The sequence below is a fragment of the Nitratireductor alexandrii genome (assembly GCF_004000215.1).
GTDB lineage: Bacteria > Pseudomonadota > Alphaproteobacteria > Rhizobiales > Rhizobiaceae > Mangrovimarina > Mangrovimarina alexandrii.
The window spans coordinates 124,690-146,304 of record NZ_RBVY01000004.1 but is presented as its reverse complement, the minus strand read 5'-3'; the positions used below and the strand labels follow the sequence as shown (position 1 = coordinate 146,304).

At 66.8% G+C, this 21,615-nt stretch carries 25 protein-coding genes; 5 read left to right on the top strand and 20 right to left on the bottom strand.

Going from position 1 to position 21,615, the window contains the following annotated elements:
* Positions 1-69 precede the first annotated feature (69 nt).
* From EP380_RS10225 to EP380_RS10185, 9 genes are all read right to left on the bottom strand, one after another.
* Positions 70-339 (bottom strand): HP1242/YdcH family protein, encoded by a 270-nt coding sequence (locus EP380_RS10225; RefSeq protein ID WP_106569518.1) that lies wholly within the window; start codon positions 337-339, stop codon positions 70-72.
* A gap of 81 nt (positions 340-420) precedes the next feature.
* Positions 421-1,059: an SGNH/GDSL hydrolase family protein gene (locus EP380_RS10220; protein ID WP_106569519.1), complete on the bottom strand. Its 639-nt coding sequence runs from the start codon at positions 1,057-1,059 to the stop codon at positions 421-423.
* 15 nt (positions 1,060-1,074) lie between these two features.
* The gene (locus tag EP380_RS10215) at positions 1,075-1,632 is read right to left on the bottom strand and encodes an HdeD family acid-resistance protein (protein WP_127598417.1); all 558 of its coding nucleotides are present in this window, start codon (positions 1,630-1,632) and stop codon (positions 1,075-1,077) included.
* 57 nt (positions 1,633-1,689) lie between these two features.
* Entirely contained in the window at positions 1,690-3,096 is a 1,407-nt protein-coding gene (locus tag EP380_RS10210; protein WP_127598415.1) for a pyruvate dehydrogenase complex dihydrolipoamide acetyltransferase, read from the bottom strand.
* A 13-nt stretch (positions 3,097-3,109) separates the two neighbouring features.
* Complete coding sequence (locus tag EP380_RS10205; protein WP_106569522.1) at positions 3,110-4,558, bottom strand: pyruvate dehydrogenase complex E1 component subunit beta; 1,449 nt, start codon at positions 4,556-4,558, stop codon at positions 3,110-3,112.
* 12 nt (positions 4,559-4,570) lie between these two features.
* Positions 4,571-5,623 carry a pyruvate dehydrogenase (acetyl-transferring) E1 component subunit alpha gene (gene pdhA / locus EP380_RS10200; protein WP_127598413.1) on the bottom strand — a complete coding sequence of 351 codons (1,053 nt, stop codon included), beginning with the start codon at positions 5,621-5,623 and terminating at the stop codon, positions 4,571-4,573.
* Between the two features lie 181 nt (positions 5,624-5,804).
* Positions 5,805-6,131 (bottom strand): FtsB family cell division protein, encoded by a 327-nt coding sequence (locus tag EP380_RS10195; RefSeq protein WP_106569524.1) that lies wholly within the window; start codon positions 6,129-6,131, stop codon positions 5,805-5,807.
* An 89-nt stretch (positions 6,132-6,220) separates the two neighbouring features.
* Positions 6,221-7,495 (bottom strand): phosphopyruvate hydratase, encoded by a 1,275-nt coding sequence (eno, locus tag EP380_RS10190; protein ID WP_127598411.1) that lies wholly within the window; start codon positions 7,493-7,495, stop codon positions 6,221-6,223.
* A 142-nt stretch (positions 7,496-7,637) separates the two neighbouring features.
* Entirely contained in the window at positions 7,638-8,630 is a 993-nt protein-coding gene (locus EP380_RS10185) for an isopenicillin N synthase family dioxygenase (RefSeq protein WP_238719817.1), read from the bottom strand.
* Between the two features lie 147 nt (positions 8,631-8,777).
* On the opposite strand from EP380_RS10185, the gene EP380_RS10180 reads away from it, so the two are divergent.
* A complete protein-coding gene (locus EP380_RS10180) occupies positions 8,778-9,590 on the top strand; it encodes a dienelactone hydrolase family protein (protein WP_127598409.1) in 813 nt (270 codons plus the stop codon).
* 9 nt (positions 9,591-9,599) lie between these two features.
* Here EP380_RS10180 and EP380_RS10175 read toward each other — a convergent pair whose 3' ends face one another.
* Genes EP380_RS10175 through EP380_RS10160 form a run of 4 tightly spaced genes read right to left on the bottom strand, consistent with a single transcriptional unit; the run spans position 9,600 to position 12,369 of the window.
* Positions 9,600-10,469 carry an alpha/beta fold hydrolase gene (locus tag EP380_RS10175; protein WP_127598407.1) on the bottom strand — a complete coding sequence of 290 codons (870 nt, stop codon included), beginning with the start codon at positions 10,467-10,469 and terminating at the stop codon, positions 9,600-9,602.
* Positions 10,466-11,221 (bottom strand): alpha/beta fold hydrolase, encoded by a 756-nt coding sequence (locus EP380_RS10170; protein WP_106569528.1) that lies wholly within the window; start codon positions 11,219-11,221, stop codon positions 10,466-10,468. The genes EP380_RS10175 and EP380_RS10170 overlap by 4 nt, the downstream gene beginning before the upstream one ends.
* Positions 11,222-11,247: 26 nt before the next feature.
* The gene (locus EP380_RS10165; RefSeq protein ID WP_106569529.1) at positions 11,248-11,757 is read right to left on the bottom strand and encodes a DUF192 domain-containing protein; all 510 of its coding nucleotides are present in this window, start codon (positions 11,755-11,757) and stop codon (positions 11,248-11,250) included.
* A gap of 15 nt (positions 11,758-11,772) precedes the next feature.
* Positions 11,773-12,369, bottom strand: a complete 597-nt coding sequence (locus tag EP380_RS10160; protein WP_106569530.1) for a cold-shock protein — start codon at positions 12,367-12,369, stop codon at positions 11,773-11,775.
* A gap of 301 nt (positions 12,370-12,670) precedes the next feature.
* Here EP380_RS10160 and gloA point away from each other — a divergent pair, with 301 nt between their 5' ends.
* The 3 genes from gloA (at position 12,671) to EP380_RS10145 (ending at position 15,365) form a co-directional block, all read left to right on the top strand.
* Entirely contained in the window at positions 12,671-13,111 is a 441-nt protein-coding gene (gene gloA, locus EP380_RS10155; RefSeq protein WP_106569531.1) for a lactoylglutathione lyase, read from the top strand.
* 135 nt (positions 13,112-13,246) lie between these two features.
* The gene (locus EP380_RS10150) at positions 13,247-14,779 is read left to right on the top strand and encodes an acyl-CoA carboxylase subunit beta (protein ID WP_127598406.1); all 1,533 of its coding nucleotides are present in this window, start codon (positions 13,247-13,249) and stop codon (positions 14,777-14,779) included.
* 82 nt (positions 14,780-14,861) lie between these two features.
* The gene (locus EP380_RS10145; protein ID WP_238719816.1) at positions 14,862-15,365 is read left to right on the top strand and encodes a LysM peptidoglycan-binding domain-containing protein; all 504 of its coding nucleotides are present in this window, start codon (positions 14,862-14,864) and stop codon (positions 15,363-15,365) included.
* Positions 15,366-15,388: 23 nt separating this feature from the next.
* Here EP380_RS10145 and EP380_RS10140 read toward each other — a convergent pair whose 3' ends face one another.
* From EP380_RS10140 to EP380_RS10120, 5 genes are all read right to left on the bottom strand, one after another.
* Positions 15,389-16,849: an amidase gene (locus EP380_RS10140; RefSeq protein WP_127598405.1), complete on the bottom strand. Its 1,461-nt coding sequence runs from the start codon at positions 16,847-16,849 to the stop codon at positions 15,389-15,391.
* Positions 16,850-16,948: 99 nt separating this feature from the next.
* A complete protein-coding gene (gene gatA, locus EP380_RS10135) occupies positions 16,949-18,436 on the bottom strand; it encodes an Asp-tRNA(Asn)/Glu-tRNA(Gln) amidotransferase subunit GatA (RefSeq protein WP_164749822.1) in 1,488 nt (495 codons plus the stop codon).
* Positions 18,433-18,903, bottom strand: coding sequence for a GNAT family N-acetyltransferase (locus EP380_RS10130; protein WP_127598404.1), 471 nt, complete (start codon positions 18,901-18,903; stop codon positions 18,433-18,435). Before EP380_RS10130 ends, gatA begins: the two co-directional genes overlap by 4 nt.
* A gap of 5 nt (positions 18,904-18,908) precedes the next feature.
* Positions 18,909-19,196: an Asp-tRNA(Asn)/Glu-tRNA(Gln) amidotransferase subunit GatC gene (gene gatC, locus EP380_RS10125; RefSeq protein ID WP_106569535.1), complete on the bottom strand. Its 288-nt coding sequence runs from the start codon at positions 19,194-19,196 to the stop codon at positions 18,909-18,911.
* Positions 19,197-19,308: 112 nt separating this feature from the next.
* Positions 19,309-20,016, bottom strand: coding sequence for a metal-dependent hydrolase (locus tag EP380_RS10120; RefSeq protein ID WP_127598403.1), 708 nt, complete (start codon positions 20,014-20,016; stop codon positions 19,309-19,311).
* A gap of 84 nt (positions 20,017-20,100) precedes the next feature.
* Between EP380_RS10120 and ruvX the strand changes: the two genes are divergently transcribed.
* A complete protein-coding gene (gene ruvX / locus EP380_RS10115) occupies positions 20,101-20,586 on the top strand; it encodes a Holliday junction resolvase RuvX (protein WP_106569537.1) in 486 nt (161 codons plus the stop codon).
* Here the strand turns inward: ruvX and EP380_RS10110 are convergent.
* Together EP380_RS10110 and EP380_RS10105 are read right to left on the bottom strand one after the other, a co-directional pair.
* Positions 20,553-20,864, bottom strand: coding sequence for a DUF6105 family protein (locus EP380_RS10110; protein ID WP_127598401.1), 312 nt, complete (start codon positions 20,862-20,864; stop codon positions 20,553-20,555). The genes ruvX and EP380_RS10110 overlap by 34 nt on opposite strands.
* The gene (locus tag EP380_RS10105; RefSeq protein WP_127598399.1) at positions 20,864-21,445 is read right to left on the bottom strand and encodes a hypothetical protein; all 582 of its coding nucleotides are present in this window, start codon (positions 21,443-21,445) and stop codon (positions 20,864-20,866) included. The genes EP380_RS10110 and EP380_RS10105 overlap by 1 nt, the downstream gene beginning before the upstream one ends.
* Between the last annotated feature and the right edge of the window lie 170 nt (positions 21,446-21,615).

Sequence of the window (21,615 nt, the reverse complement as noted above, 5' to 3'; positions counted from 1 at the left end):
CCTATGCCGGCCGGGGCCCGTGCGGACCGCCCGGCCGGCGTACGGCGAAGGCGTGCAAGCCGGCCGGCTCTACTCCTTCGCCACGGATGCCGGCACCGGCTCGTGCCTGACCAGCATCCCGTAGATTTCGTCCTTCAGCCGCAGGCGTTCCTTCCTCAGATCGGCGACGTGCAGGTCGTCGAGCGGCTCGATATTGGTCTCGGCGCGGTGTATCACCTTGTTGACGTCGTGATACGCGTTCGACAGCCGGTGAAAATGCCCGTCCTTCTCGCGCAAATGACGGATGACTGCGACGAACTCGGGAAACTCCTCGGCCAATTCGTGCGGCGTGTGCGACATTCCGTTTCTCCTTGGTTGGAATGGCCTCACGCTACCGCGTCTGCTGCCTCTTTCTTTGATTTCGAACAAGTCTCACGCCCGTCACAGCCCCAGCATCATGCGCACCAGCGGCTCCAGGCCGCGCCCGATGGCGCGGGTGTTGGCGGCGTCGAGGTGGACCCCGTCGAGCGGCGAGGTCTCGGCCACCGATCCGGCGTCGAAGAAACCGCAGCCGGCGACGTCGGCGAGATCCGCATAGAGACTGCCCAGCATGTGCGACTGCTGTATGGCGCCGGCAAACAGCGCGGCGAAATCGGGATCGCCGGTCTCGCGGATCGCCGGCGGCGCCACGATCAGGATTTCGGGCGTCTCCTGGTCGAGCGGCCAGGCGTGGCCGCGCACGATGTCGACCAGCCGTTCCATGCCCTGCTTGGCGGCGATCGCGGCCCCGGCCAGGAACGGCTTCATATCGTTGGTGCCGAGCATGATGATGACGAGATCGACCGGCGCGTGCGTGGTGAGCAGGCTCGGCAACAGGCGCGCGCCGTTGCGGTCGGCCGGCCCGACATGGTCGTCGAAGGCCGTCGTGCGCCCGTTCAGCCCCTCGGCGATCACCTGCGCCTTGCCGCCGAGCGCCTTTTCCAGCACGCTCGGCCAGCGATCGGCAAGCGCATGGCGGCAGGGTCCGTCGGGGTCGTAGCCCCAGGTCAGCGAATCGCCGTAGGCAAGGATCGTTTTCACGCGGCTCCCGCTCCTCTAGGCCATTTGGCGCAGCCGGCGCAGGCCGAGCGCGACGAACAGGAACAGGATGCCGTTCGACACCAGCTCGACGCCGAGCAGGATGCCGAGGATCGCGGCGGCCGAGGCCGGGAAATCGGCCAGGATCATGATGCCGAGCGCCAGGGCCAGCAGGCCGGAGGCGAGCACCCAGCCCCAGCCCGAGAGCGGCCGCAGCGAAAACGCGTACATCAGCTTGATCGCGCCCATAACCAGAAACAGCACCGCGACCAGCAGGGTCAGCGACACCATGCCGGCGAGCGGATTGAAGATCAGGGACAGGCCGACGACCAGCGTCAGGATACCGAACAAAAGCGCCCAGACGAACCCGCCCCAGCCCTTGTCCTGGAAGGACTGAACGATCTGCAGGATGCCGACCAGCGCGAAAGTCCAGCCGGCCAGCAGCGTCGCCGCCATCGTCGCGGCGAACGGGTTGAACAGCGCCATCACGCCGCCGATCAGCGAGATGACGGCGAACACCGCCATCCATAGCCACGAGCGGCCGGCCGTCGCGCCGTGTGTTTTCGTCTCGCTCATGATCGCCTCCCCGGATGGTTGAAACGGCGCCCCTCCCCGCTCGGGAGAGGAACGTTGTCAGACCAGCATCGACATCGGATTTTCGACGAACCCCTTGAAGGCGGCCAGCAATTCGGCGCCCAGCGCGCCGTCGACGGCGCGATGGTCGGTCGACAAGGTCGCCGACATGATCGTGGCCACCGCCACCGCCCCGTCCTTGACCACCGCGCGCTTTTCGCCGGCGCCGACCGCCAGGATCGTGGCGTGCGGCGGGTTGATGACGGCGGAAAAGTCCTTGATGCCGAACATGCCCAGATTGGACACTGCCGTGGTGCCGCCCTGATATTCCTCTGGCTTGAGCTTGCGGGTCCTGGCGCGCGCGGCCATGTCCTTCATTTCGTTGGAAATGGTCGACAGCGTCTTTTGCTCGGCGTGTCTGACGATCGGCGTGATCAGCCCGCCGGGGATCGACACAGCCACGCCGACATCGGCATGGTTGTGCTTGACCATGTTGGCGTCGGTCCACGACACGTTCGCCTCCGGCACCGCCTTCAGCGCCAGGGCCATCGCCTTGATGACCATGTCGTTGACTGACAGCTTGTAGGCCGGCTCGTCGCCCTTGTCGGTCTTGACCTTGGGCGCGGCGTCGTTGAGCTGTTTGCGCAGCGCCAGCAACGCGTCGATGTCGCAGTCGATCGTCAGGTAGAAATGCGGGATCGTCGACTTCGCCTCGACCAGCCGGCGCGCGATCGTCTTGCGCATATTGTCGTGCGGGACGAGTTCGTAGGAGCCGTCCTCGAACAGTTTCAGCACCGCGTCGTCCGACATCGGCTTGGCCGCCGGGGCGGCGGCCGGCGTAGGCGCGGCCTTGGCCTCGGCCGGCTTCTCGGCGCCGCCGCCGGCGGCTTCCTCCACGTCGGCCTTGACGATGCGGCCGTGCGGCCCCGACCCCTTGATGGCGGCCAGATCGAGCCCTTCGTTCTGGGCGATGCGGCGGGCGAGCGGCGAGGCGAAGACGCGCTCGCCGTTCCTGCTCGGCGCCGGGCCGGCCTTTACGTCGTCGGGGATCGCGGCTTTGGCTTCGGCTTCCTTGGCCCCGCCGGCGTCGGCGGCCGGTTTTGACGGCGCCGCGTCGGATTTTTCCGCCTTCGCTTCGGCCTTGGCGTCCGATTTCGGCTCCGGCGCGGCTTCGGCCTTGTCCTTGCCGTTGCCGGCGGCCTTGGCCGCGTCGGCGGCGTCTTCGCCCTCGCCGGCCAGCACGGCGATCAGCGCGTTGACCTTCACGCCCTCGGTGCCTTCCGGCACGACGATTTTCGCCACCGTGCCCTCGTCGACGGCCTCGACCTCCATGGTCGCCTTATCGGTCTCGATCTCGGCGATCACGTCGCCGGGGGCGACCTGGTCGCCCTCCTTGACCAGCCATTTGGCGAGATTGCCCTCTTCCATGGTGGGCGACAGCGCCGGCATGGTGATGTTGATCGGCATCGTCTCGCCCTCCCTAGGCCTTGTAGCTGACGGCCTTCACCGCCTGGACGACCTCGGCCACGTTGGGCAGGGCCAGCTTTTCCAGATTGGCGGCATAGGGCATCGGCACGTCCTTGCCGCAGATCGTCACCACCGGCGCGTCGAGCCAGTCGAAGGCGCGCTGCATGACCTGGCTGGCGATGTGGTCGCCGACCGAGGATTGCGGAAACCCTTCCTCCACCGTCACCAGGCGGTTGGTCTTCTTGACCGACTCGATCACCGTATCGAGGTCCAGCGGCCGGATGGTCCGCAAATCGATCACCTCGACGTCGATCCCCTCGCCCGCCAGTTCCTCGGCCGCCTTGACCGCATAGGTCATGCCGATGCCGAACGAGACGATGGTGGCGTCCGTGCCCTGCTTTTGAATCCGCGCCTTGCCGATCGGCAGCACGAAATCGTCGAGCTTGGGCACGTCGAAGGTCTGGCCGTAGAGGATCTCGTTTTCCAGGAAGATCACCGGGTTCGGATCGCGGATCGCCGCCTTCAACAACCCCTTGGCATCGGCGGCGGTGTAAGGCTGCACCACTTTCAGCCCGGGTATGTGGCTGTACCAGGCGGCATAACACTGCGAATGCTGGGCGGCGACGCGCGCGGCGGCGCCGTTCGGGCCGCGAAACACGATCGGCGCGCCCATCTGCCCGCCCGACATATAAAGCGTCTTGGCGGCGGAATTGACGATCTGGTCGATCGCCTGCATGGCGAAGTTGAAGGTCATGAATTCCACAATCGGCTTCAGGCCGGCCATCGCCGCGCCGACGCCGACACCGGCGAAACCGTGTTCGGTGATCGGGGTGTCGACGACACGCCGCGCGCCGAATTCCTGCAAGAGCCCTTGCGTGATCTTGTAGGCGCCCTGGTACTCGGCGACCTCCTCGCCCATGACGAAGACCTCCTCGTCGCGGCGCATCTCCTCGGCCATGGCGTCGCGCAACGCCTCGCGCACGGTGGTCGCGACCATCTCCGTGCCGTCTGGAATGTCGGGATCGGAGGCCACATCCACCTTTTTCGGCTCGGGATGCACCTTGCCTTCGCCGGGCACGCGGCGCGCGTCCATGTCGGCGACGGCGTCATCGCCAGCTGCTGCGGCCGGTTTTTCGGCCTCGGCCGGCGCGGAGGCCTCTTGCTCGGCCTTGCCGTCCGGCTTGGCGCCGCCGGCCTTGCCGATATCGTCGGCGCTTTCGCCCTCTTCAAGCAGCACGGCGATCGGCGTGTTGACCTTGACGCCCTCCGCGCCTTCCTCGATCAGGATCTTGCCCAGCGTGCCCTCGTCGACCGCCTCGACCTCCATGGTCGCCTTGTCGGTCTCGATCTCGGCGATCACGTCGCCGGCGCTGACGGCGTCGCCTTCCTTCTTGAGCCACTTGGCCAGATTGCCCTCTTCCATGGTCGGAGACAGGGCCGGCATGAGAATTTCGATCGGCATGGCGCCCCTCCCTCAGATCACGATGTCGGTATAGAGCTCGGACACGTCCGGCTCCGGATCGGTCTGGGCGAATTCGGCCGCGTCGGCGACGACCTCGCGCACCTCCTTGTCGATCGCCTTCAGCTCGTCCTCGTCGGCCCATTTCTTGTCGACGAGACGCGCCTTGACCTGCTCGATCGGATCGTGCTCGGAGCGCATTTTCTGCACTTCGTCCTTGGAGCGGTATTTTGCCGGGTCGGACATGGAATGGCCGCGATAGCGATAGGTCATCATCTCCAGGATGATCGGCCCCTTGCCGTCGCGACAATGCGCCAGCGCCATCTCGCCGGCCGACTTGACGGCGCGCACGTCCATGCCGTCGACCTGGATGCCGGGGATTTTGAAGGAAATGCCGCGATGGGAAAAATCCGTCTCTGCCGAGGAGCGCGCCACCGAGGTGCCCATGGCGTAGCGGTTGTTCTCGATGACGTAGATCACCGGCAGCTTCCACAGCGAGGCCATGTTGAAGCTTTCGTAGACCTGGCCCTGATTGGCCGCGCCGTCGCCGAAGAAGGTCAGCGACACCGCTTTCAGGTCGCGGTAGCGGTTGGCGAAGGCAAGCCCGGTGCCGAGCGAGACCTGCGCGCCGACGATGCCGTGGCCGCCATAAAAATTCTTCTCCTTGGAGAACATGTGCATGGAGCCGCCCTTGCCCTTGGAGTAGCCCCCGCGGCGCCCGGTGAGCTCGGCCATCACCCCGCGCGGCGACATGTCCATGGCCAGCATGTGGCCGTGATCGCGATAGGCGGTGATCATCTGATCGCCGTCCTCCATCGCCATCTTCAGCCCGGTGACCACGGCCTCCTGACCGATATAGAGGTGGCAGAAGCCGCCGATGAAGCCCATGCCGTAAAGCTGGCCCGCCTTTTCCTCGAAGCGGCGGATCAACAGCATGCCGCGATAGGCATCGAGTTCGTCCTGCTTGGAGAAATTGGCGGGCTTGGGCACGCTTATGGCCGGGGCCAGGCCGCTTTCGGATTTGGATTTCGAGGGGCCGCGCTTGGTCCGTTTCGGCGCTGCGGTCATGCATCACTCCCTGATGGCGTCTCTTTGGCGGACACACGGGAGGCGGCATGATCCTACCTCCCACATTCTTGAAGGGAGGCTATCACGCGCGAACGAAAACAGCCATGCGGAAAAGCGCATGGCTGACATGCAGCTAAACCGTTCTAATTCTTGACACTCTTATCAATTAACTGAATTCAAGTTAATTGAGGCCGCCGAACGGCCGCATGATGGTGATCTCGTCGGCGGCCGACATGTTGAGCGCGCGGCGCGCCTGCTCGTCGAGCATGTCGCGCTCCAGCGTGCCGTCGCGCATCAGCGCCACGCGCTCCTCCAGCGCCAGCCGGCGCGCGGTGGTTTCGGCGAGCGTCTTCTGCATCTCGGCGGTGCGCGCCTCCAGGCGATATTTGGCATAGATGCCGAATTCGCCGTTGAAGGCATGATAGCCGAAATAGCTCAAAAACAGCGCGGTCAGCGCCGGCACGATCAACTTGCCGCTGTTGCGCTTCTTGTGCTGACGCGTCCACATGGGCGGGGGAATCCTTTCCCCCGCACCATGCCCCCGGCGTGCTTAACACCCGGTTACGCGGCGCGGCCCGCGCCGCGCAAAAACACGGGTCAGCCGCGCAGGATCGATGTGCCGGCGTAGCGCGCCTGGCGGCCGAGCTCTTCCTCGATGCGCAGCAGCTGATTGTATTTGGCAAGCCGGTCGGAGCGGGCCAGAGAGCCGGTCTTGATCTGTCCGCAATTGGTGGCCACGGCCAGGTCGGCGATGGTGGAATCCTCGGTCTCGCCGGAGCGATGCGACATCACCGCGCTGTAGCGCGCCTTGTGCGCGGTCTCGACCGCGTCGAGCGTTTCCGACAGCGTGCCGATCTGGTTGACCTTGACCAGGATCGAGTTGGCGACCCCCATCTTGATGCCGTCGCGCAGCCGCGCCGAATTGGTGACGAACAGATCGTCGCCGACGAGCTGGCAATTTTTGCCGGCGAGATCGGTCAGCTGCTTCCAGCCCTCCCAGTCGTCCTCGGCCATGCCGTCCTCGATCGAGATGATCGGATAGTCGGCCACCAGTTTGGCCAGATATTTGGCCTGCGCCTTGGGCGTGCGGGTCTTTTTCTCGCCGGCATAGACATAGTCGCCGCCCTTGAAGAACTCGGTCGCCGCGCAGTCGAGCGCGATCGCCACGTCCTCGCCGGGCCGGTAACCGGCCTTCTCGATCGAGGCCATGACGAAATCGAGCGCGGCCTGGGCGTTCTTGATGTTGGGGGCGAACCCGCCCTCGTCGCCGACATTGGTGTTGTGGCCGGCGTCCTTGAGGGCGTTTTTCAGCGTGTGGAAGATCTCCGCGCCCCAGCGCAGCCCCTCGCGGAAACTGTCGGCGCCGAGCGGCATGATCATGAATTCCTGGAAATCGATCGGATTGTCGGCATGCGCGCCGCCATTGACGATGTTCATCATCGGCACCGGCAAAACATGCGCGCCGGCGCCGCCGACATAGCGGTAGAGCGGCAGACCGGACGCCTCGGCCGCCGCATTGGCCAGCGCCAGCGACACGCCCAGAATGGCGTTGGCGCCCAGCCGGCTTTTGTTGGGCGTGCCGTCGAGCTCGATCATGATCTGGTCGAGATGGAGCTGCTGTTCGGCCTCCATCCCCGACAGCGCGTCGAAAATCTCGCCATTGACCGCGTCCACGGCGCGCTCGACGCCCTTGCCGAGATAACGCGGGCCGCCGTCGCGCAGCTCGACCGCCTCGTGCGCGCCGGTCGAGGCGCCCGAGGGCACGGCGGCGCGGCCCATCGAGCCGTCCTCCAGCACCACGTCGACCTCGACGGTCGGATTGCCCCGGCTGTCGAGAATTTCGCGGCCGATAATGTCGATGATGGCGGTCATGGTCGGGTATCCCTCGCTGCGGCGGAAAATCGCGCTTGTCTTAACGCAAGCCGGTCAAAAGGCAATGCGCGGCGCGCCACCGCCGGGTCCGAAACGGTCCCCGCCTGCGGCTGCGGGACTGGCCGGCCCCGGACAGCCTCCGTCAGGCCGCCTTCACCGTCGACTTGAACTTGCCCATCAGATAGGGCCCCGACAGAACCGGTTCGTATTTCGCCGTCGTGCCGGGTTCCAGGCAGGACGGGATGCAGGCGATCTCGTAGTCCCAGTTCGGCTGGTGGAAAAAGGCGAAGGACTGGCGGCGCGACGAGCCCGACCCGTCCGGCTCGGGGTTGACCACCCGGTGCAGGGTCGAGACCCAGCGATCGTTGGTCCACAGCGCCATCAGGTCGCCGATATTGATGACGAAGGCGCCCGGCACCGGCGGCACGGCGCGCCACTCGCCGTCCGGCGTAAAAATCTCCAGCCCGCCCGAACCGGCCTGCGGCAGCAGGATGGTCAGGCTGCCGTAGTCGGTATGGGCGCCCGCGCGCAATTGTCCCGGCTCCGGCGGCGTCTCCTGGTCCGGATAGTTGAGCGCGCGCAGGGCGCTGATCGGCCGGTCGATCGCGGCGGCGAAAAAGCTTTCCGGCAGGTCGAGCGCCACGGCGAAGACGCGCATGATGCGCGCGGCCAGATCCTCCATCGCCGCGTAATAGGCCTGCCAGGCGTCGCGAAACCCGTCCGGCGCCACCGGCCAGATCGTCTCGGCATAGCAAAAGGCGAGTGCGTCCTTGTCGGTCAGCCCGCCGGGCACCGCCGCCGGACCGCCGTTGAAACTCTCCTTCAGGTCGGGCGGCGTGTCGACATTGCGCGACTTGGCGAGCGCCTCGGATTGCGGCCCGAGATAGCCGTAGGGATAACCGGCATAGGGCGCGCGCGCCCGGTTCTTTTCCTCGGCCGGGCGGTCGAAGAAATCGCGGGCCGCGTTCCAGGCCTTGTCGATAGTCGCCTGCGGAACGCCGTGGCCGCTGACGGCCAGAAAGCCGGTGTTGCGGCAGATCGCGTCGACCTCGGCGCCGAGCCGCCGGCGTTCCTCGGGCGCGGCATTTTCGAACCGCGACAGGTCGAAGACGGGAAAATCGGGAGCGGGCATCATGTCATCCTTCTTGCGAGTGTTGGCGTGAGTTTAGAACCCGGACCGACGTCGCGAAAGCATCGGTGCTTGGTCCAAGCCGAAAAGCGTCCGCGACCCGGCTCTACCGGGACGGCGTGCGCCAGGAGGCAAACCGTGGTTTAAAACCGCATGAGCAGACCCGAACGCCTGACATCGTTTTTCATCCTGGTCGTTGTTCTGGGGCTGGGCGCCGCAATGCCGCCGGCTGCGGCCGCGTCGGAACGGATCGCTGGCGACGGCTGGGCGATGACGGTGCATTATCCAGCCGGCGACGGCCCGGTTCCGGCCGTGATCGTCATGCCGGGCTGCAGCGGCAACCGCCCGCCGGCCGTCGCGCGCGGTCTGCGCGCCCATGCCCGCGCGCTCAATGCGGCCGGCCTCGCGGCGGCGATCGTCGATGTGTTGTCGCCGCGCGGGCTCGACACGATCTGCGCCCGCCCGGCCCTGCTGGCGCGGTTGACGCAAGCGGTTCCAGCCGACATCGCCGACGCGGCGGCGCGGCTCGGACGGCTTCGGCGCATCGATGCCCGGCGGCTGGCCTTTCTCGGCCAGAGTTTTGGTGGTTCGGTCGCGCTCGAGATCGCGGCCGGCGCCGGCGGCCGCTTCGCGGCGATCGTGGCCTATTATCCCTGGTGCGCCGACGGTTATGGCGGGAACGGCAAAAGCCGTTTCGCCGCGCCGGTGCTCATCCTGGCCGGCCTCGCCGACGACTGGACGCCGGCCGAACGCTGCACGCGCCTGCGCCCGGTTTCGGGCTCCCGTCCGGCGCGCATCGTTGCCTATCGCGGCGCGCATCATTCCTTCGACCTGCCCGGCCTGCCGCGGCAAAAAGTTCCCGGCGTGGGCGGCGCGAAGACTGTCGGCGGCAATCCGGCGGCGGCCGCCGACAGCCGCCGGCGCTATCTCGCATTCCTGAAAGAGAGGCTGGAAGACCGACGCTGAGGAAACCCCTCAGGCCGCCTCGCGGTCGGTCAGGAACTCCAGCACCGCGTTGCAGAACAGATCGTTCTTGTCGCCCGCCACCATGTGGCCGGCTCCCGACACGTCGACATAGGACGCGTTCGGCGCCTGCTCGACGAATTCGCGGGCGAAATCCTCCTGCACCAGTTCCGAATTCATGCCGCGCACCAGAAGCACCGGCAGGTGCAGTTGCGGCAGCGCGCCGATCAGGCCTTCGGCGAATTCGCGCGCATTGTCGTTGATGGTGTTGTCGCCGCGCATGAAGGCCGGGTCCCAGTGCCAGCGATAGCGGCCGTCCTCGCCCAGGCGCAGATTCTTGCGCAGCCCCTCGAGCGAGCGCGGCCGCTTGCGGTGCGGCAGATAGGAAGCGATGGCGTCGGCGGCGTCCTCCAGCGTGGCGAACCCCTCGTCCATGCGCTCGGCCATGAAACCCTGGATCTTGGCCACGCCGTCGGGGTCCATGCGCGGGGTGATGTCGACCAGCACCAGCGCCTCCAGCAGCGGCCCGCTGCGGACCTCGGCGGCAAGCGCCGACAGGCCGCCCAGCGAGGCGCCGACCGCCGAGGGCGCGGCGTGAAAACGCTCCGCCGTCTGGCGGATGACGGCGGCGACGTCGTCGGCGAAATCGGAGAAACGGTATTTGCCGCTGTTCACCCAGGCGCTTTCGCCATGGCCGCGCAGGTCGACGGTGATGGCGCGCATGCCTGCCTGGGCGACGCGGCGCGCGGTCAGGTCCCAGGCCCGGCGGGTCTGGCCGCCGCCGTGGAAAAACAGCACCGGGTGCCCGCGCCCGTCCCAGAAATCGGCGACGAGCCGGTTGTTCTCGACGCCGGAAAATTCCAGCCGATGCGGTTCGCTCACAGCGCATTCTCCTCGAAAAACGCCAAAACCCGTTTCTTGAACGTACGGTCGCCGACGGACAGCATGTGATCGCGGCCCTCGATCGCAAAGGCGCTGGCGTTCGCCATCAGACCGGCCAGCGCCTCGGGCGAGCCGGCAATGTCGTCCGTGGTGCCGACCGCGACCAGGGTCGGCTGGGCGATGCGCGCGGCATCCTCGCGCGCCAGCAATTGGCGCGAGGTCTCGATACACGCCGCCAGCGCCTGGCGGTCGCTCTTGGTCTGGTCGGCGAAGCTGCGGAACATTTTGGCGCGTGCATCGGTGATCGTCGCCGGATCGGGGGCGGTCAGCGCGGCGGCGATCGTATCCCAAGCGCCCACGCCCTCCACCATGCCGCTGCCCAGCCCGCCGAGCACCAGCGTGGCCACCTTGTCGGGAAAGGCCAGCGCCATGAAGGCGGCGACGCGCGCGCCCATCGAATAGCCCATCACATGCGCGCGTTCGAGGCCGAGATGGTCGAGCAGCGCGGCCGCGTCGGCGGCCATCCTGTCGGGATGGTAGTCGGCGGGGCGATGGCTCTTTGAGGAGGCGCCATGGCCGCGATTGTCGAGCGCGATCGCCCGGTAGCCGGCGTCCGTCAGCGTCTTGACCCAGCCGGGCGAGACCCAGTTGACGCGCATATTGGAGGCGAAGCCGTGAATGAGCAGGACCGGGTCGCCCGCCCCCTCGTCCAGAAAGGCCAGATCGAAACCGTCATGGGAAAAATGCTGCATGCGCGATCCGGCTTCCGTGCGTGCGGTCAACGCCCGCGCGTAACCGACTCGATCACCGGGTGCCGCACACGATCGCCGACCTTGATCCCCGTCTTTTGCGCAATGCCGGCATTGAGTTCAAGCACAAATCGGACCGGCTCGTCCGCCGAGATCAGATCGGTGGAAAACGGCCGGCCCGGCAGGATCGCCCGGATACGGCCGCGCTCGGAGATGAACAAGAGGTCGAGCGGCAGGCTGGTGTTCTGCATCCAGAACCCGACCGGGCGGGTCTGTTCGAACACGAACAGCATGCCGCGGTCGGCCGGCATCGTCTTGCGATACATCAGCCCCCGGCTGCGTTCGTCGGGACGGGCCGCGATCTCGACCGAAAACGCCCGCTCGCCGCCGGCCGCCTCGACGAGCAGCGGCGACGGGTGGACGGCGAGCTGCTGGGCCCGGCCGCCGGTCTGGGCCGTGGCGGGGCGGTAGATCGGCGCCGCCAGCGCCGAAAAGGCGAGCAACGCCACCGCGAGCGCCAGCCGGAAAAACAGTGTCATTTGGTTCGGACCCGATCAGTTGGTGAGCGGAAGCGTCCCAACATCCGGGTAGATTTCGGCAGCCATAAGGCCTTTGTCGGATTGCCCGTAGCGCACCAGCACCACCTGGCCCGGCCGCAACTCGGCAATGCCGTATTGGCGCAGCGTCTCCATGTGGACGAAAATGTCCTCCGTCCCCTCGCCGCGGGTCAGGAATCCGAAGCCCTTGGTGCGGTTGAACCATTTGACGATGGCGCGCTCGATGCCGCTTTCCGGCGTCACCGTCGTGCGCGTGCGCGCGCTCTCCTGGTCCTGGGGATGCGTGGCGGTGCTCACGTCCATCGACAGGACCTTGAAGCACTGGAAACCGCGCTCGCCGCGCCTGATCAGGCAGGCCACGCGCGCGCCCTCCATGGCGGTGCTGTAGCCGTCCCGGCGCAGGCATGTCACATGGATGAGAACGTCGCCGTAACGGGTTTCGTCGGGAAGGATGAAGCCATAGCCTTTGGCGACATCGAACCATTTGATCGATCCGGCAATTTCGACAAGGTCGGTGGCCTGTCCGCTATCCGCTGCGCCGAGCGCCGCGGACCTGACCGCATCCCTCTCCCGAGAAGAGGACTTGTCCCCCATCCGAACGCACCTTCCATCACAGACCCGACTGATTCTTGATGAAAGGATACCACCCTGCCGGCCGCTGTCAGCAGCTTGGCATCATTTTTTTGAAGTTATCGCCAGTTCTTACAAGCTCCGCGCAAGCTTCGCCAAGATTTCGTCCTTGACGGCGCGCCCCGGTCGAACGTTTGTCGGTCGAACGTTCGACCGCCGCGGCGACAAGGCGCCGCCGCTCGCCCTGGCGCGCGGCGTGTTGCCAAGCCGGCCGGTCCGGCCCATATCAGCGGCATCGCCTTCAACCGCCACAGGAGAGCACGCCATGCGTTATCTGCACACGATGGTCCGGATTTCCGACATCGATCGATCGCTGGATTTTTATTGCGACAAGCTCGGACTGGAGGAAGTGCGCAGGATCGACAACGACAAGGGCCGCTTCACCCTGATCTTCCTGGCCGCGCCGAAGGACAAGGCACAGGCGGCCGAAACCAGCGCGCCGCTGCTGGAGCTGACCTATAATTGGGATCCCGAGACCTATCAGGGCGGGCGCAATTTCGGCCATCTCGCCTTCCGGGTCGACGATATCTACCAGACCTGCCAGCATTTGATGGACAAGGGCGTGACGATCAACCGCCCGCCGCGCGACGGCCACATGGCGTTCGTCAAGTCGCCCGACGCAATTTCGATCGAATTGCTGCAGGAGGGCGCGCCCCTGCCGGTGAAGGAGCCGTGGGCGTCGATGCCCAACACCGGCACCTGGTAGCAAACGCCCCGCATCCCGTTCCCAACCCGGCCCGCGCGGCCGGGTTTTCGTTGGTCGCCCACCGGCTGTGCGCTTGCCAATGGCGGTGCGCATGCTAGACGAAGGCCAGGACCATTCGTGAGGGGAGGATCGTCGGTGAAGGAAGTCCTGGTAGAGCTCGAGCGTCGTCGCAGCATCGCCCGCCAGGGCGGCGGCCGGGAGCGCATCGACGCCCAGCACAAGCGCGGCAAGCTGACGGCGCGCGAACGCATCGACATTTTCCTCGACGAGGGCTCGTTCGAGGAGTTCGACATGTTCGTCGAACACCGCTCGACCGATTTCGGCATGGAAAAGACCAAGATCGCCGGCGACGGCGTGGTCACCGGCTGGGGCACCGTCAACGGCCGCACGGTGTTCATCTTCGCCAAGGATTTTACCGTGTTCGGCGGCTCGCTGTCGGAGGCGCATGCCGAGAAGGTGCAGAAGGTCCAGGACATGGCGCTGCGCAACCGGGCGCCGATCGTCGGCATCTACGACGCCGGCGGCGCGCGCATCCAGGAAGGGGTGGCCGCGCTCGGCGGTTATGCCGAGATCTTTCAGCGCAACGTGCTGGCCTCCGGCGTCATCCCCCAGATTTCGGTGATCATGGGCCCGTGCGCGGGCGGCGACGTCTATTCGCCGGCGATGACCGACTTCATCTTCATGGTACGCGACACCGCCTACATGTTCGTCACCGGTCCCGACGTGGTCAAGACCGTCACCAACGAGACGGTGACGGCCGAGGAACTCGGCGGTGCCTCGGTCCACACGGTCAAATCCTCGATTGCCGACGGCGCCTACGACAACGATGTCGAGGCGCTGTTGCAGATGCGCCGCCTGATCGACCTTCTGCCGGCCTCCAACACCGCGCCCGTGCCGGAGATCGAGGTCCATCAGCCGATCGACGAACCGGACCATTCGCTCGACCGGCTGGTGCCCGACAACGCCAACAAGCCCTACGACATCAAGGAACTGATCCTGAAAACCTGCGACGAGGGCGATTTCTTCGAGGTCCAGGAAGCCTTCGCCAAAAACATCGTCACCGGCTTCGGCCGCGTCGAGGGCCGCACGGTCGGCTTCGTCGCCAACCAGCCGCTGGTGCTGGCCGGCGTGCTCGACAGCGATGCCAGCCGCAAGGCGGCCCGTTTCGTGCGGTTTTGCGACTGTTTCTCGATCCCGATCGTCACCTTCGTCGACGTGCCCGGCTTCCTGCCCGGCACCAGCCAGGAATATGGCGGGCTGATCAAGCACGGCGCCAAGCTCCTGTTTGCCTATGCCGAGGCGACCGTGCCCAAGATCACCATCATCACCCGCAAGGCCTTCGGCGGCGCCTACGACGTGATGGCGTCGAAGCATCTGCGCGGCGACATCAACTATGCCTGGCCGACGGCGCAGATCGCGGTGATGGGCGCCAAGGGCGCGGTGGAGATCATTTTCCGCAAGGATATCGGCGACCCCGACAAGATCGCCGCCCACACCAAAATGTACGAGGACCGGTTCCTGTCGCCCTTCGTGGCCGCCGAGCGCGGTTATGTCGACGAGGTGATCATGCCGCATTCGACCCGCAAGCGCGTCGCCCGCGCGCTCAGGATGCTGCGCAACAAGGACCTCGAAAATCCCTGGAAGAAACACGACAACATCCCGCTGTGAGCGGCTTCGCCGCCGCCATGCGTGAAGTTTGTCGCAGACGGACGCACGCCGGGTTTTAAGGTCGGGGCATGGAGGTATCGCCATGTCCCTGATCGTGAAGAATCGCGTCCAGCAACCGCAGCCCTTCGACCTCGTCGGCGATCCGGTGCTGATCGCGGGCACGGGCAGCGGCTTCGAGGCGACGCTCGACTGGCGCGTCCATGACGGCCACGACGAACGCACGGGTTTCGTCACCGTCGGCGGCGGCACCGGCGAACACGGCCAGTTCCAGGTCGCGGCCGCGATCGGCGACGCCGCCTTCCAGCTCGACCGGCTGTTCGTCGAACTGTTCGAGACGAGCGCGCGCGACGGCGCCGAGATCAACAAGGTGATCGTGCCGGTGATCTACGGCCCGCGCATCGTGGCCAACTATGTCGGCTACCGGCTGCATGTCGTCGAAGCCGGCGACACCTTGTCGAAGATCGCCCGCGACGCCTACGGCGACGCCGGCCTCTATCAACGGATCGCGCGCGCCAATCCGCAACTGATCGGCGACCCGGACCTGATCGTCGTCGGCCAGGAGCTGAAAGTGCCGATCGGTGCCTGAGCCGCGCCCGTTGCCGAAGCGCCTCAGTGCACGCCCCAGGGCGTGAGGCGCTCGTAGCCGGCGGCGAGGTCGAGCACGGCCTGGTCGCCGCGCGGGCGCCCGATCAGCTGCATGCCCATCGGCCGTCCCCGCGCGTTGAAGCCGACCGGCACGTTGACGGCCGGACAGCCGGCCATGGTGGCGAGCGCGCAGACCTCCATCCAGCGATGATAGCTGTCCATCGCCCGGCCGGCGATCGCGTCGGGCCAGTGGCGCTCGAGGGCAAACGGAAACACCTGCGCCGTCGGCGCGGCCAGAAAATCGAAGCGCTCGAACAGGCCGACCACGTGGCGGTACCACTCCGTGCGCCGCTGCGAAGTGGCAAAAATCTGCTCGGCGCGCAGGTCGAGCCCGCCCTCGACCTCGAAAATCGCCTCCGGCTTCATCAGCGCGCGTTTTTCGGGGTCGTCATAGTGGATCTTGAGCGCGCTGCCGCTGGTGAAATGGCGCAGCGTGACGAAGGCCTGCCACAGCGCCTCGAAATCGAATTTCGGCGTGAAATCATCGACCTGCGCGCCTTCGTTCTGCAAAAGCCGCAGCGCGGCCGTGCACAGTTCGGCAATCCCGGACTCGAGCGCCAGATGCCCGCCCAGATCGCCCAGCCAGGCGATCCGCGCACCCTCGACCCGCGGCGCGAGCCCGGTCGCGAAATCGCCGTCGCCGCCGAGCGACAGCGGCGCGCGCGGGTCGTGGCCGGCCTGCACCGACAACAGCAGCGCCATGTCTCGCACGCTGCGGCCCATCGGCCCGTCGACGCCCATCTGGGCCACGAAGGCGTCCGGCGCCGGGCCGCCGGGCACCCGGCCCTGCGAGGGGCGAAAGCCGTAGACATTGTTGTAGGCGGCCGGGTTGCGCAGCGAGCCGCCCATGTCGCTGCCGTCGGCGACCGGCAGCATGTGCAGCGCCAGCGCCACCGCCGCGCCGCCGCTCGACCCGCCGGCCGTCAGCGCGGGATCGTAGGCATTCGCCGTCGCGCCGAAGACTTGATTATAGGTGTTGGAGCCAAAACCGAATTCCGGCACGTTGGTCTTGCCGATCAGGATCGCGCCGGCCGCGCGCAGCCGCTCGACGAAATAGTCGTCGACATCCGGCACGTGGGCGGAAAAAAGCGGCGAGCCGAAGGTGGTGCGCAGCCCCTTGGTCTGGGCGAGATCCTTGACCGCGAGCGGCACGCCGAACAGGGCGCCGACGGTCTCGCCGGCGGCCAGCCGCGCATCGGCGCGGTCCGCCTCGCGCAGGACGTCGCCGGCCGGGCGCAGGGAGACCAGCGCGTTGACGTGGCCGTTGACGGTCTCGATGCGATCGAGATAGGCGGCCGCGACCTCGGCGACCGACACGGACCGCCCGCGGATTTTTTTGACCAGATCGGCCACGCCCAGCCGGCAGATCTCGTCCACGGGCGCAAAGCGCCCCTCGCCCGGTTGCGGCGCGGTGTTTTTCGGCATCGGCGATCCTCCCTCGCCGGCACGCTAAAACCTTTCCGTGCCGGATAGAAGAGGCCGCGATCGCGGCGACCGGGCCGGTTCAGGCCGGCCCTACCGGCCCTACCACCAGCGCTCGGGCGAAAACCGGCCCGCCGCCTGCTCGATGACGTGGCCGGCCTGGAACAGCGTTTCCTCCTCGAACGGCCGCCCGATCAGTTGCAGGCCGAGCGGCAGGCCGTTTGTGTCGAGACCGGCGGGCACGGCGATGCCCGGCAGGCCGGCCATGTTGACCGTCACCGTGAAAATGTCGTTCAGATACATTTTCACCGGATCGGCGGCCATGTCCTGGTCGGCGATGCCGAAGGCGGCCGACGGCGTCGCCGGCGTCAGGATGGCGTCGACGCCGTCGGCGAACACGGTTTCGAAATCGCGCTTGATCAGCGTGCGCACCTTTTGCGCGCGCACGTAATAGGCATCGTAATAGCCGGCCGACAGCACATAGGTGCCGATCATCACGCGCCGCTTGACCTCGCGGCCGAAGCCGGCCGCGCGCGTCTTTTCGTACATGGCGGTGATGTCGGTGCCGGCCTCGCGCAGCCCGTAACGCACGCCGTCGTAGCGCGCCAGGTTCGACGAGGCCTCGGCCGGGGCGACGATATAATAGGCCGGCAGCGCGTATTTGGTGTGCGGCAGCGAGATGTCGACGATCTCGGCGCCGGCATCGCGCATCCAGTCGATGCCCTTTTGCCACAGGGCCTCGATCTCCTCGGGCATGCCGTCGAGGCGGTATTCCTTCGGCACGCCAATCCGCATGCCCTTCACCGACTTGCCGATCGCGGCCTCGTAGTCGGGCACCGGCCGGTCGACCGAGGTCGTGTCCTTGTCGTCGACGGAGGCCATCGAGCCGAGCAGGATCGCCGCGTCGCGCACGTCGCGGGCGATCGGACCGGCCTGGTCGAGCGAGGAGGCGAAGGCGACCGTGCCCCAGCGCGAGCAGCGGCCATAGGTCGGCTTGATGCCGACCGTGCCGGTAAAGGCGGCCGGCTGGCGGATCGAGCCGCCGGTGTCCGTCGCGGTCGCGCCGGCGCACAACAACGCGGCCACCGCCGATGCCGAGCCGCCCGACGAACCGCCCGGCACCAGGTCGAGATTGGAGCCCTTGGCCCGCCACGGGTTCTTGACCGGGCCGTAATAGGAGGTCTCGTTCGACGAGCCCATGGCGAACTCGTCCATGTTGAGCTTGCCGAGCATGACCGCGCCGTCGGCCCACAGATTGGCCGTCACGGTGGATTCGTAGCGCGGCTTGAAGGAATCGAGAACATGGCTGCAGGCCTGGGTGTGCACGCCCTCGGTGGCGAACAGGTCCTTGATGCCGAGCGGGATTCCCTCCAGCGCGCCGCCCTCGCCGGCGGCCAGCCGCGCGTCGGAGGCGGCCGCCATGGCGCGCGCCTTGTCGTGCGTGACCACCACATAGGCGTTGAGCGCCGGGTTGGCGGCGTCGATCGCTTCGAGATAGGCCTCGGTCAGCTCGGCGGCGGAGACGTCGCGTCCGCGCAGCTTGGCGCGCGCCTCGGCAATGGTCAGTCGGGTCAGTTCGCTCACGGTCATTGGCCAATGCTTTTCTGATAGAATTTCGAATAGCCGGAATCGGGATAGTCGAGCACCGCGCCGCAGGGCGCGAACCCGCCGCGCTCGTAAAGCCGCCAGGCCGGCTCGAAGCCCGCCGCGTCGCCGGTCTCCAGCACGAGCCGCCCGATCCGCTTTTTGCGCGCCAGCGCCTCGATCGCCTCCAGCAGCCGGGCGCCGAGCCGTTGGCCGCGCAGGTGCGGCAGCGTATACATGCGCTTCACCTCGCCCAGCCCCTGGCCGTGATCCTTGAGCGCGCCCATGCCGACTGCCCGGCCCTCGGCGTCCCGGGCCACGAACAGCGTGACGTCGGAGGCCGCCATCTCTTCGACGGTGAGCTGGAACTGGAACTCGCGCGGCGTCAGCGGCATCATGGAGGCGTTGAGGTCGGCGACCAGCGCGCGCACATCGTCCTGGAGCGGGGTTTCGGCGGCGATCGACACCTCCATCGGCGCTACTCGACGACCTTCGGAACCAGGAAGAAATTTTCCTCCGAGGCCGGCGCGTTGGCGACCACATCCTCGGCGCGATCGCCGTCGGTGACGACGTCGCGGCGCTTTTTCATCGTCATCGGAATCACCGAGGTCATCGGCTCGACGCCGCTCACGTCGACCTCGTTCAACTGCTCGACGAAACCCAGGATCGTGTTGAGCTCGCCGGTCATGCGTTCGGCCTCCTCGCCGGTCACGGCGATGCGGGCAAGGCGCGCCACGCGTTTGACGGTGTCGGGATCGACGGACATTCTGTTCTCCTCAACGGACCTGAGCCGCCCGCCTCGCGGCGCACGGCACCAGCCGCGCTATAGCCGTCGGCGCCGGCCGGTGCAACCGCGTGCGCCGGCGCCGGAACGGCCGTTAAAGCTGCACCGCTTCGCCGCTCTGCGGCACGACGACCTTGACCCCGGACCCGTCCATGCCGGCGACGAACTTGTCCGGCGTCTGGTCGATGACCGGGAAGGAGCCGTAATGGCACGGGATCACGGTCTCGAACTTGAAAAAGCGCTGGCAGGCGAGCGCGGCCACCGCCCCGCCCATGGTGAAACGGTCGCCGATCGGCACCAGGCCGACCTGCGGCGCGTGCAGCTCGTTGATCAGCGCCATGTCGGAAAAAATGTCGGTGTCGCCCATGTGATAGAGCGTCTTGTCGTCCGGGAAATGCAGCACCAGGCCGGCCGGGTTGCCCAGATAGGTGTTGGTGCCGCCCTCGCCGCCGAAGGACGAGGAATGCAGCGCGTTGACGAAGGTGGTGGTGAAACCGCCGCAATCCACTGTGCCGCCGTGATTGCCGGGGTTGATCTTGCCGTCGTCGACGCCCTGGCCGACCAGATACATGCAGATCTCGAAATTCGCGACCAGCATCGCGCCGGTCTTTTCCAGGATGGCGAGCGCGTCGCCGACATGGTCGTTGTGGCCATGGGTCAACAGCACGTGGCTGACCCCTTCGCTGACATCGTCCACGGTTGCGCTGCAGGACGGGTTGCCGGTCAGGAACGGGTCGATCAGGATTGTTGCCCCGCCCGCCTCGACGCGAAACGCCGAATGACCGTACCAGGTGATTTTCATCGAACCTCTCCACTATGACTATGATTGTCGCGCCGCTTAGGGTTTAGACCATGATGGCGCGCGGAGAAAAGGAGGCTCGGCCCGATGCCGATAATTTCGATCGACGACCTGCCCGCCGCCCTTTCGCCGGGGCGCACGCTCGCCGCGCTCGATCTCGGCGAAAAGACGATCGGGCTCGCCGTGTCCGACAAGAGCCTGTCCTTTGCCCATCCGCGTCAGGTGCTGGCGCGGGGAAAGTTCACCCGCGACGCCGAGGCGCTGGCGCGCGCCTTCGCCGCCGACGATGTCGGCGCGGTGATCATGGGCCTGCCCATCAACATGGACGGCAGCGAGGGACCGCGCGCGCAGGCAAGCCGGGCCTTCGTGCGCAACATGCAGCGGGTGAGCGTGCTGCCGTTCGTGTTCTGGGACGAGAGACTGTCGACGGTGGCGGCCGAGCGCGCGCTGATCGAAATGGACGTGTCGCGCAAGAAACGCGGCGGCCGCATCGATTCGGCGGCGGCCGCCTTCATCCTGCAGGGCGTGCTCGACAGGCTTCAGGCCCTGGGCGCGGCCGCTTCCTGCGGCTGAGCGGCGCGCCGGGCCGCGATCCAGGCGGCGATCTTTTTCCTGCGGCGGAAGGCCAGGATGCCGAAGATCAAGAACGTGTCGACGATGCAGGCGCGGGCGATCAGCATCGGCAACTGGTCCGGCGCGATCCCGGTGATCTCGCCGTAGATCGAAAAGACATGGTCGTAGAGCACGCGGCTGAAAAACAGCATGCCGAAATTCCAGTCATTATAGGCGAGCAGGAACCAGGACCAGAACAGTCCCATCGGCACGGCCCAGAATCCCAGGATGTAGCGCATCAGCTCTGCCGTTCCCCGCCCGCCTCGGAGCGTCCTGAGAGTTTCGAAAGCATGGAATTGTGGGCCGCGCCCAGCGCCATCAGGCGCACGGCCGGCTGCTGCGACAGGCCGTCGGGATGGGTCTGCGGGCTGGGCATGGCGGCTTCGGCGGCACGGCGCGCCTCCGCGCGCATGGCGATATAGGAGACTGTCAGCGCGGCGACGTGGATCGAGGCGGCAACGAACGCGCCCTGCCCGCCGATCGCGGCACCTGCCGCCATCAGCACCATCATCATGCCGGTTCCCGCGCCGAAGGCCAGCCGCGCCAGCTCGTCGGCATCGCGCGTGCCCTCGGCCCTTTCAAACAGCGCCGACAGGAGGGCCCAAACAAACAGCACCGCGGCAAGGATCAGGCCGAAAGCGAGCACGCTGGCGTAAAACGGCGAATCGATCGGCGTCGGCCCGGCCACCCTAGGGTCGATATCGAGCGCACGATGGACGAGCGCGGCCGCGCCGCCGTCATCGGTGAGCGCGATAAAGGCCAGGGCGCCGAAAAAGGCCGACCAGAAGGCCAGAACAAAAAGGCAGAGAATCTTCTTCATCGTCATCCGTTCCGTCCCGGCACAGTGCCGGGCCGGCCGCGCGGCCGCAACGCAAACCAATTGTTAAGGTTAACGGCGACGGTGGCGCGCGTATCGGTCGGGACGGGCCCGCCCGCCGGCGGGCGTTTCCATTTCACGATCAACCTCTCTAAAAGCCGGGGATACCCACC

Bases quoted from the DNA above. Each gene is read 5' to 3' on its own strand.
- EP380_RS10210 (WP_127598415.1), bottom strand. From the start codon at position 3,096: ATGCCGATCAACATCACCATGCCGGCGCTGTCGCCCACCATGGAAGAG.
- EP380_RS10170 (WP_106569528.1), bottom strand. From the start codon at position 11,221: ATGCAGCATTTTTCCCATGACGGTTTCGATCTGGCCTTTCTGGACGAG.
- pdhA (WP_127598413.1), bottom strand. From the start codon at position 5,623: ATGACCGCAGCGCCGAAACGGACCAAGCGCGGCCCCTCGAAATCCAAA.
- EP380_RS10215 (WP_127598417.1), bottom strand. From the start codon at position 1,632: ATGAGCGAGACGAAAACACACGGCGCGACGGCCGGCCGCTCGTGGCTA.
- EP380_RS10145 (WP_238719816.1), top strand. From the start codon at position 14,862: ATGTCCCTGATCGTGAAGAATCGCGTCCAGCAACCGCAGCCCTTCGAC.
- gatC (WP_106569535.1), bottom strand. From the start codon at position 19,196: ATGTCCGTCGATCCCGACACCGTCAAACGCGTGGCGCGCCTTGCCCGC.
- EP380_RS10110 (WP_127598401.1), bottom strand. From the start codon at position 20,864: ATGCGCTACATCCTGGGATTCTGGGCCGTGCCGATGGGACTGTTCTGG.
- EP380_RS10120 (WP_127598403.1), bottom strand. From the start codon at position 20,016: ATGAAAATCACCTGGTACGGTCATTCGGCGTTTCGCGTCGAGGCGGGC.
- EP380_RS10105 (WP_127598399.1), bottom strand. From the start codon at position 21,445: ATGAAGAAGATTCTCTGCCTTTTTGTTCTGGCCTTCTGGTCGGCCTTT.
- eno (WP_127598411.1), bottom strand. From the start codon at position 7,495: ATGACCGCCATCATCGACATTATCGGCCGCGAAATTCTCGACAGCCGG.
- EP380_RS10225 (WP_106569518.1), bottom strand. From the start codon at position 339: ATGTCGCACACGCCGCACGAATTGGCCGAGGAGTTTCCCGAGTTCGTC.
- EP380_RS10205 (WP_106569522.1), bottom strand. From the start codon at position 4,558: ATGCCGATCGAAATTCTCATGCCGGCCCTGTCTCCGACCATGGAAGAG.
- EP380_RS10185 (WP_238719817.1), bottom strand. From the start codon at position 8,630: ATGATGCCCGCTCCCGATTTTCCCGTCTTCGACCTGTCGCGGTTCGAA.
- EP380_RS10180 (WP_127598409.1), top strand. From the start codon at position 8,778: ATGAGCAGACCCGAACGCCTGACATCGTTTTTCATCCTGGTCGTTGTT.
- EP380_RS10165 (WP_106569529.1), bottom strand. From the start codon at position 11,757: ATGACACTGTTTTTCCGGCTGGCGCTCGCGGTGGCGTTGCTCGCCTTT.
- EP380_RS10130 (WP_127598404.1), bottom strand. From the start codon at position 18,903: ATGGAGGTGTCGATCGCCGCCGAAACCCCGCTCCAGGACGATGTGCGC.
- ruvX (WP_106569537.1), top strand. From the start codon at position 20,101: ATGCCGATAATTTCGATCGACGACCTGCCCGCCGCCCTTTCGCCGGGG.
- EP380_RS10160 (WP_106569530.1), bottom strand. From the start codon at position 12,369: ATGGGGGACAAGTCCTCTTCTCGGGAGAGGGATGCGGTCAGGTCCGCG.
- EP380_RS10195 (WP_106569524.1), bottom strand. From the start codon at position 6,131: ATGTGGACGCGTCAGCACAAGAAGCGCAACAGCGGCAAGTTGATCGTG.
- gatA (WP_164749822.1), bottom strand. From the start codon at position 18,436: ATGACCGTGAGCGAACTGACCCGACTGACCATTGCCGAGGCGCGCGCC.
- EP380_RS10140 (WP_127598405.1), bottom strand. From the start codon at position 16,849: ATGCCGAAAAACACCGCGCCGCAACCGGGCGAGGGGCGCTTTGCGCCC.
- gloA (WP_106569531.1), top strand. From the start codon at position 12,671: ATGCGTTATCTGCACACGATGGTCCGGATTTCCGACATCGATCGATCG.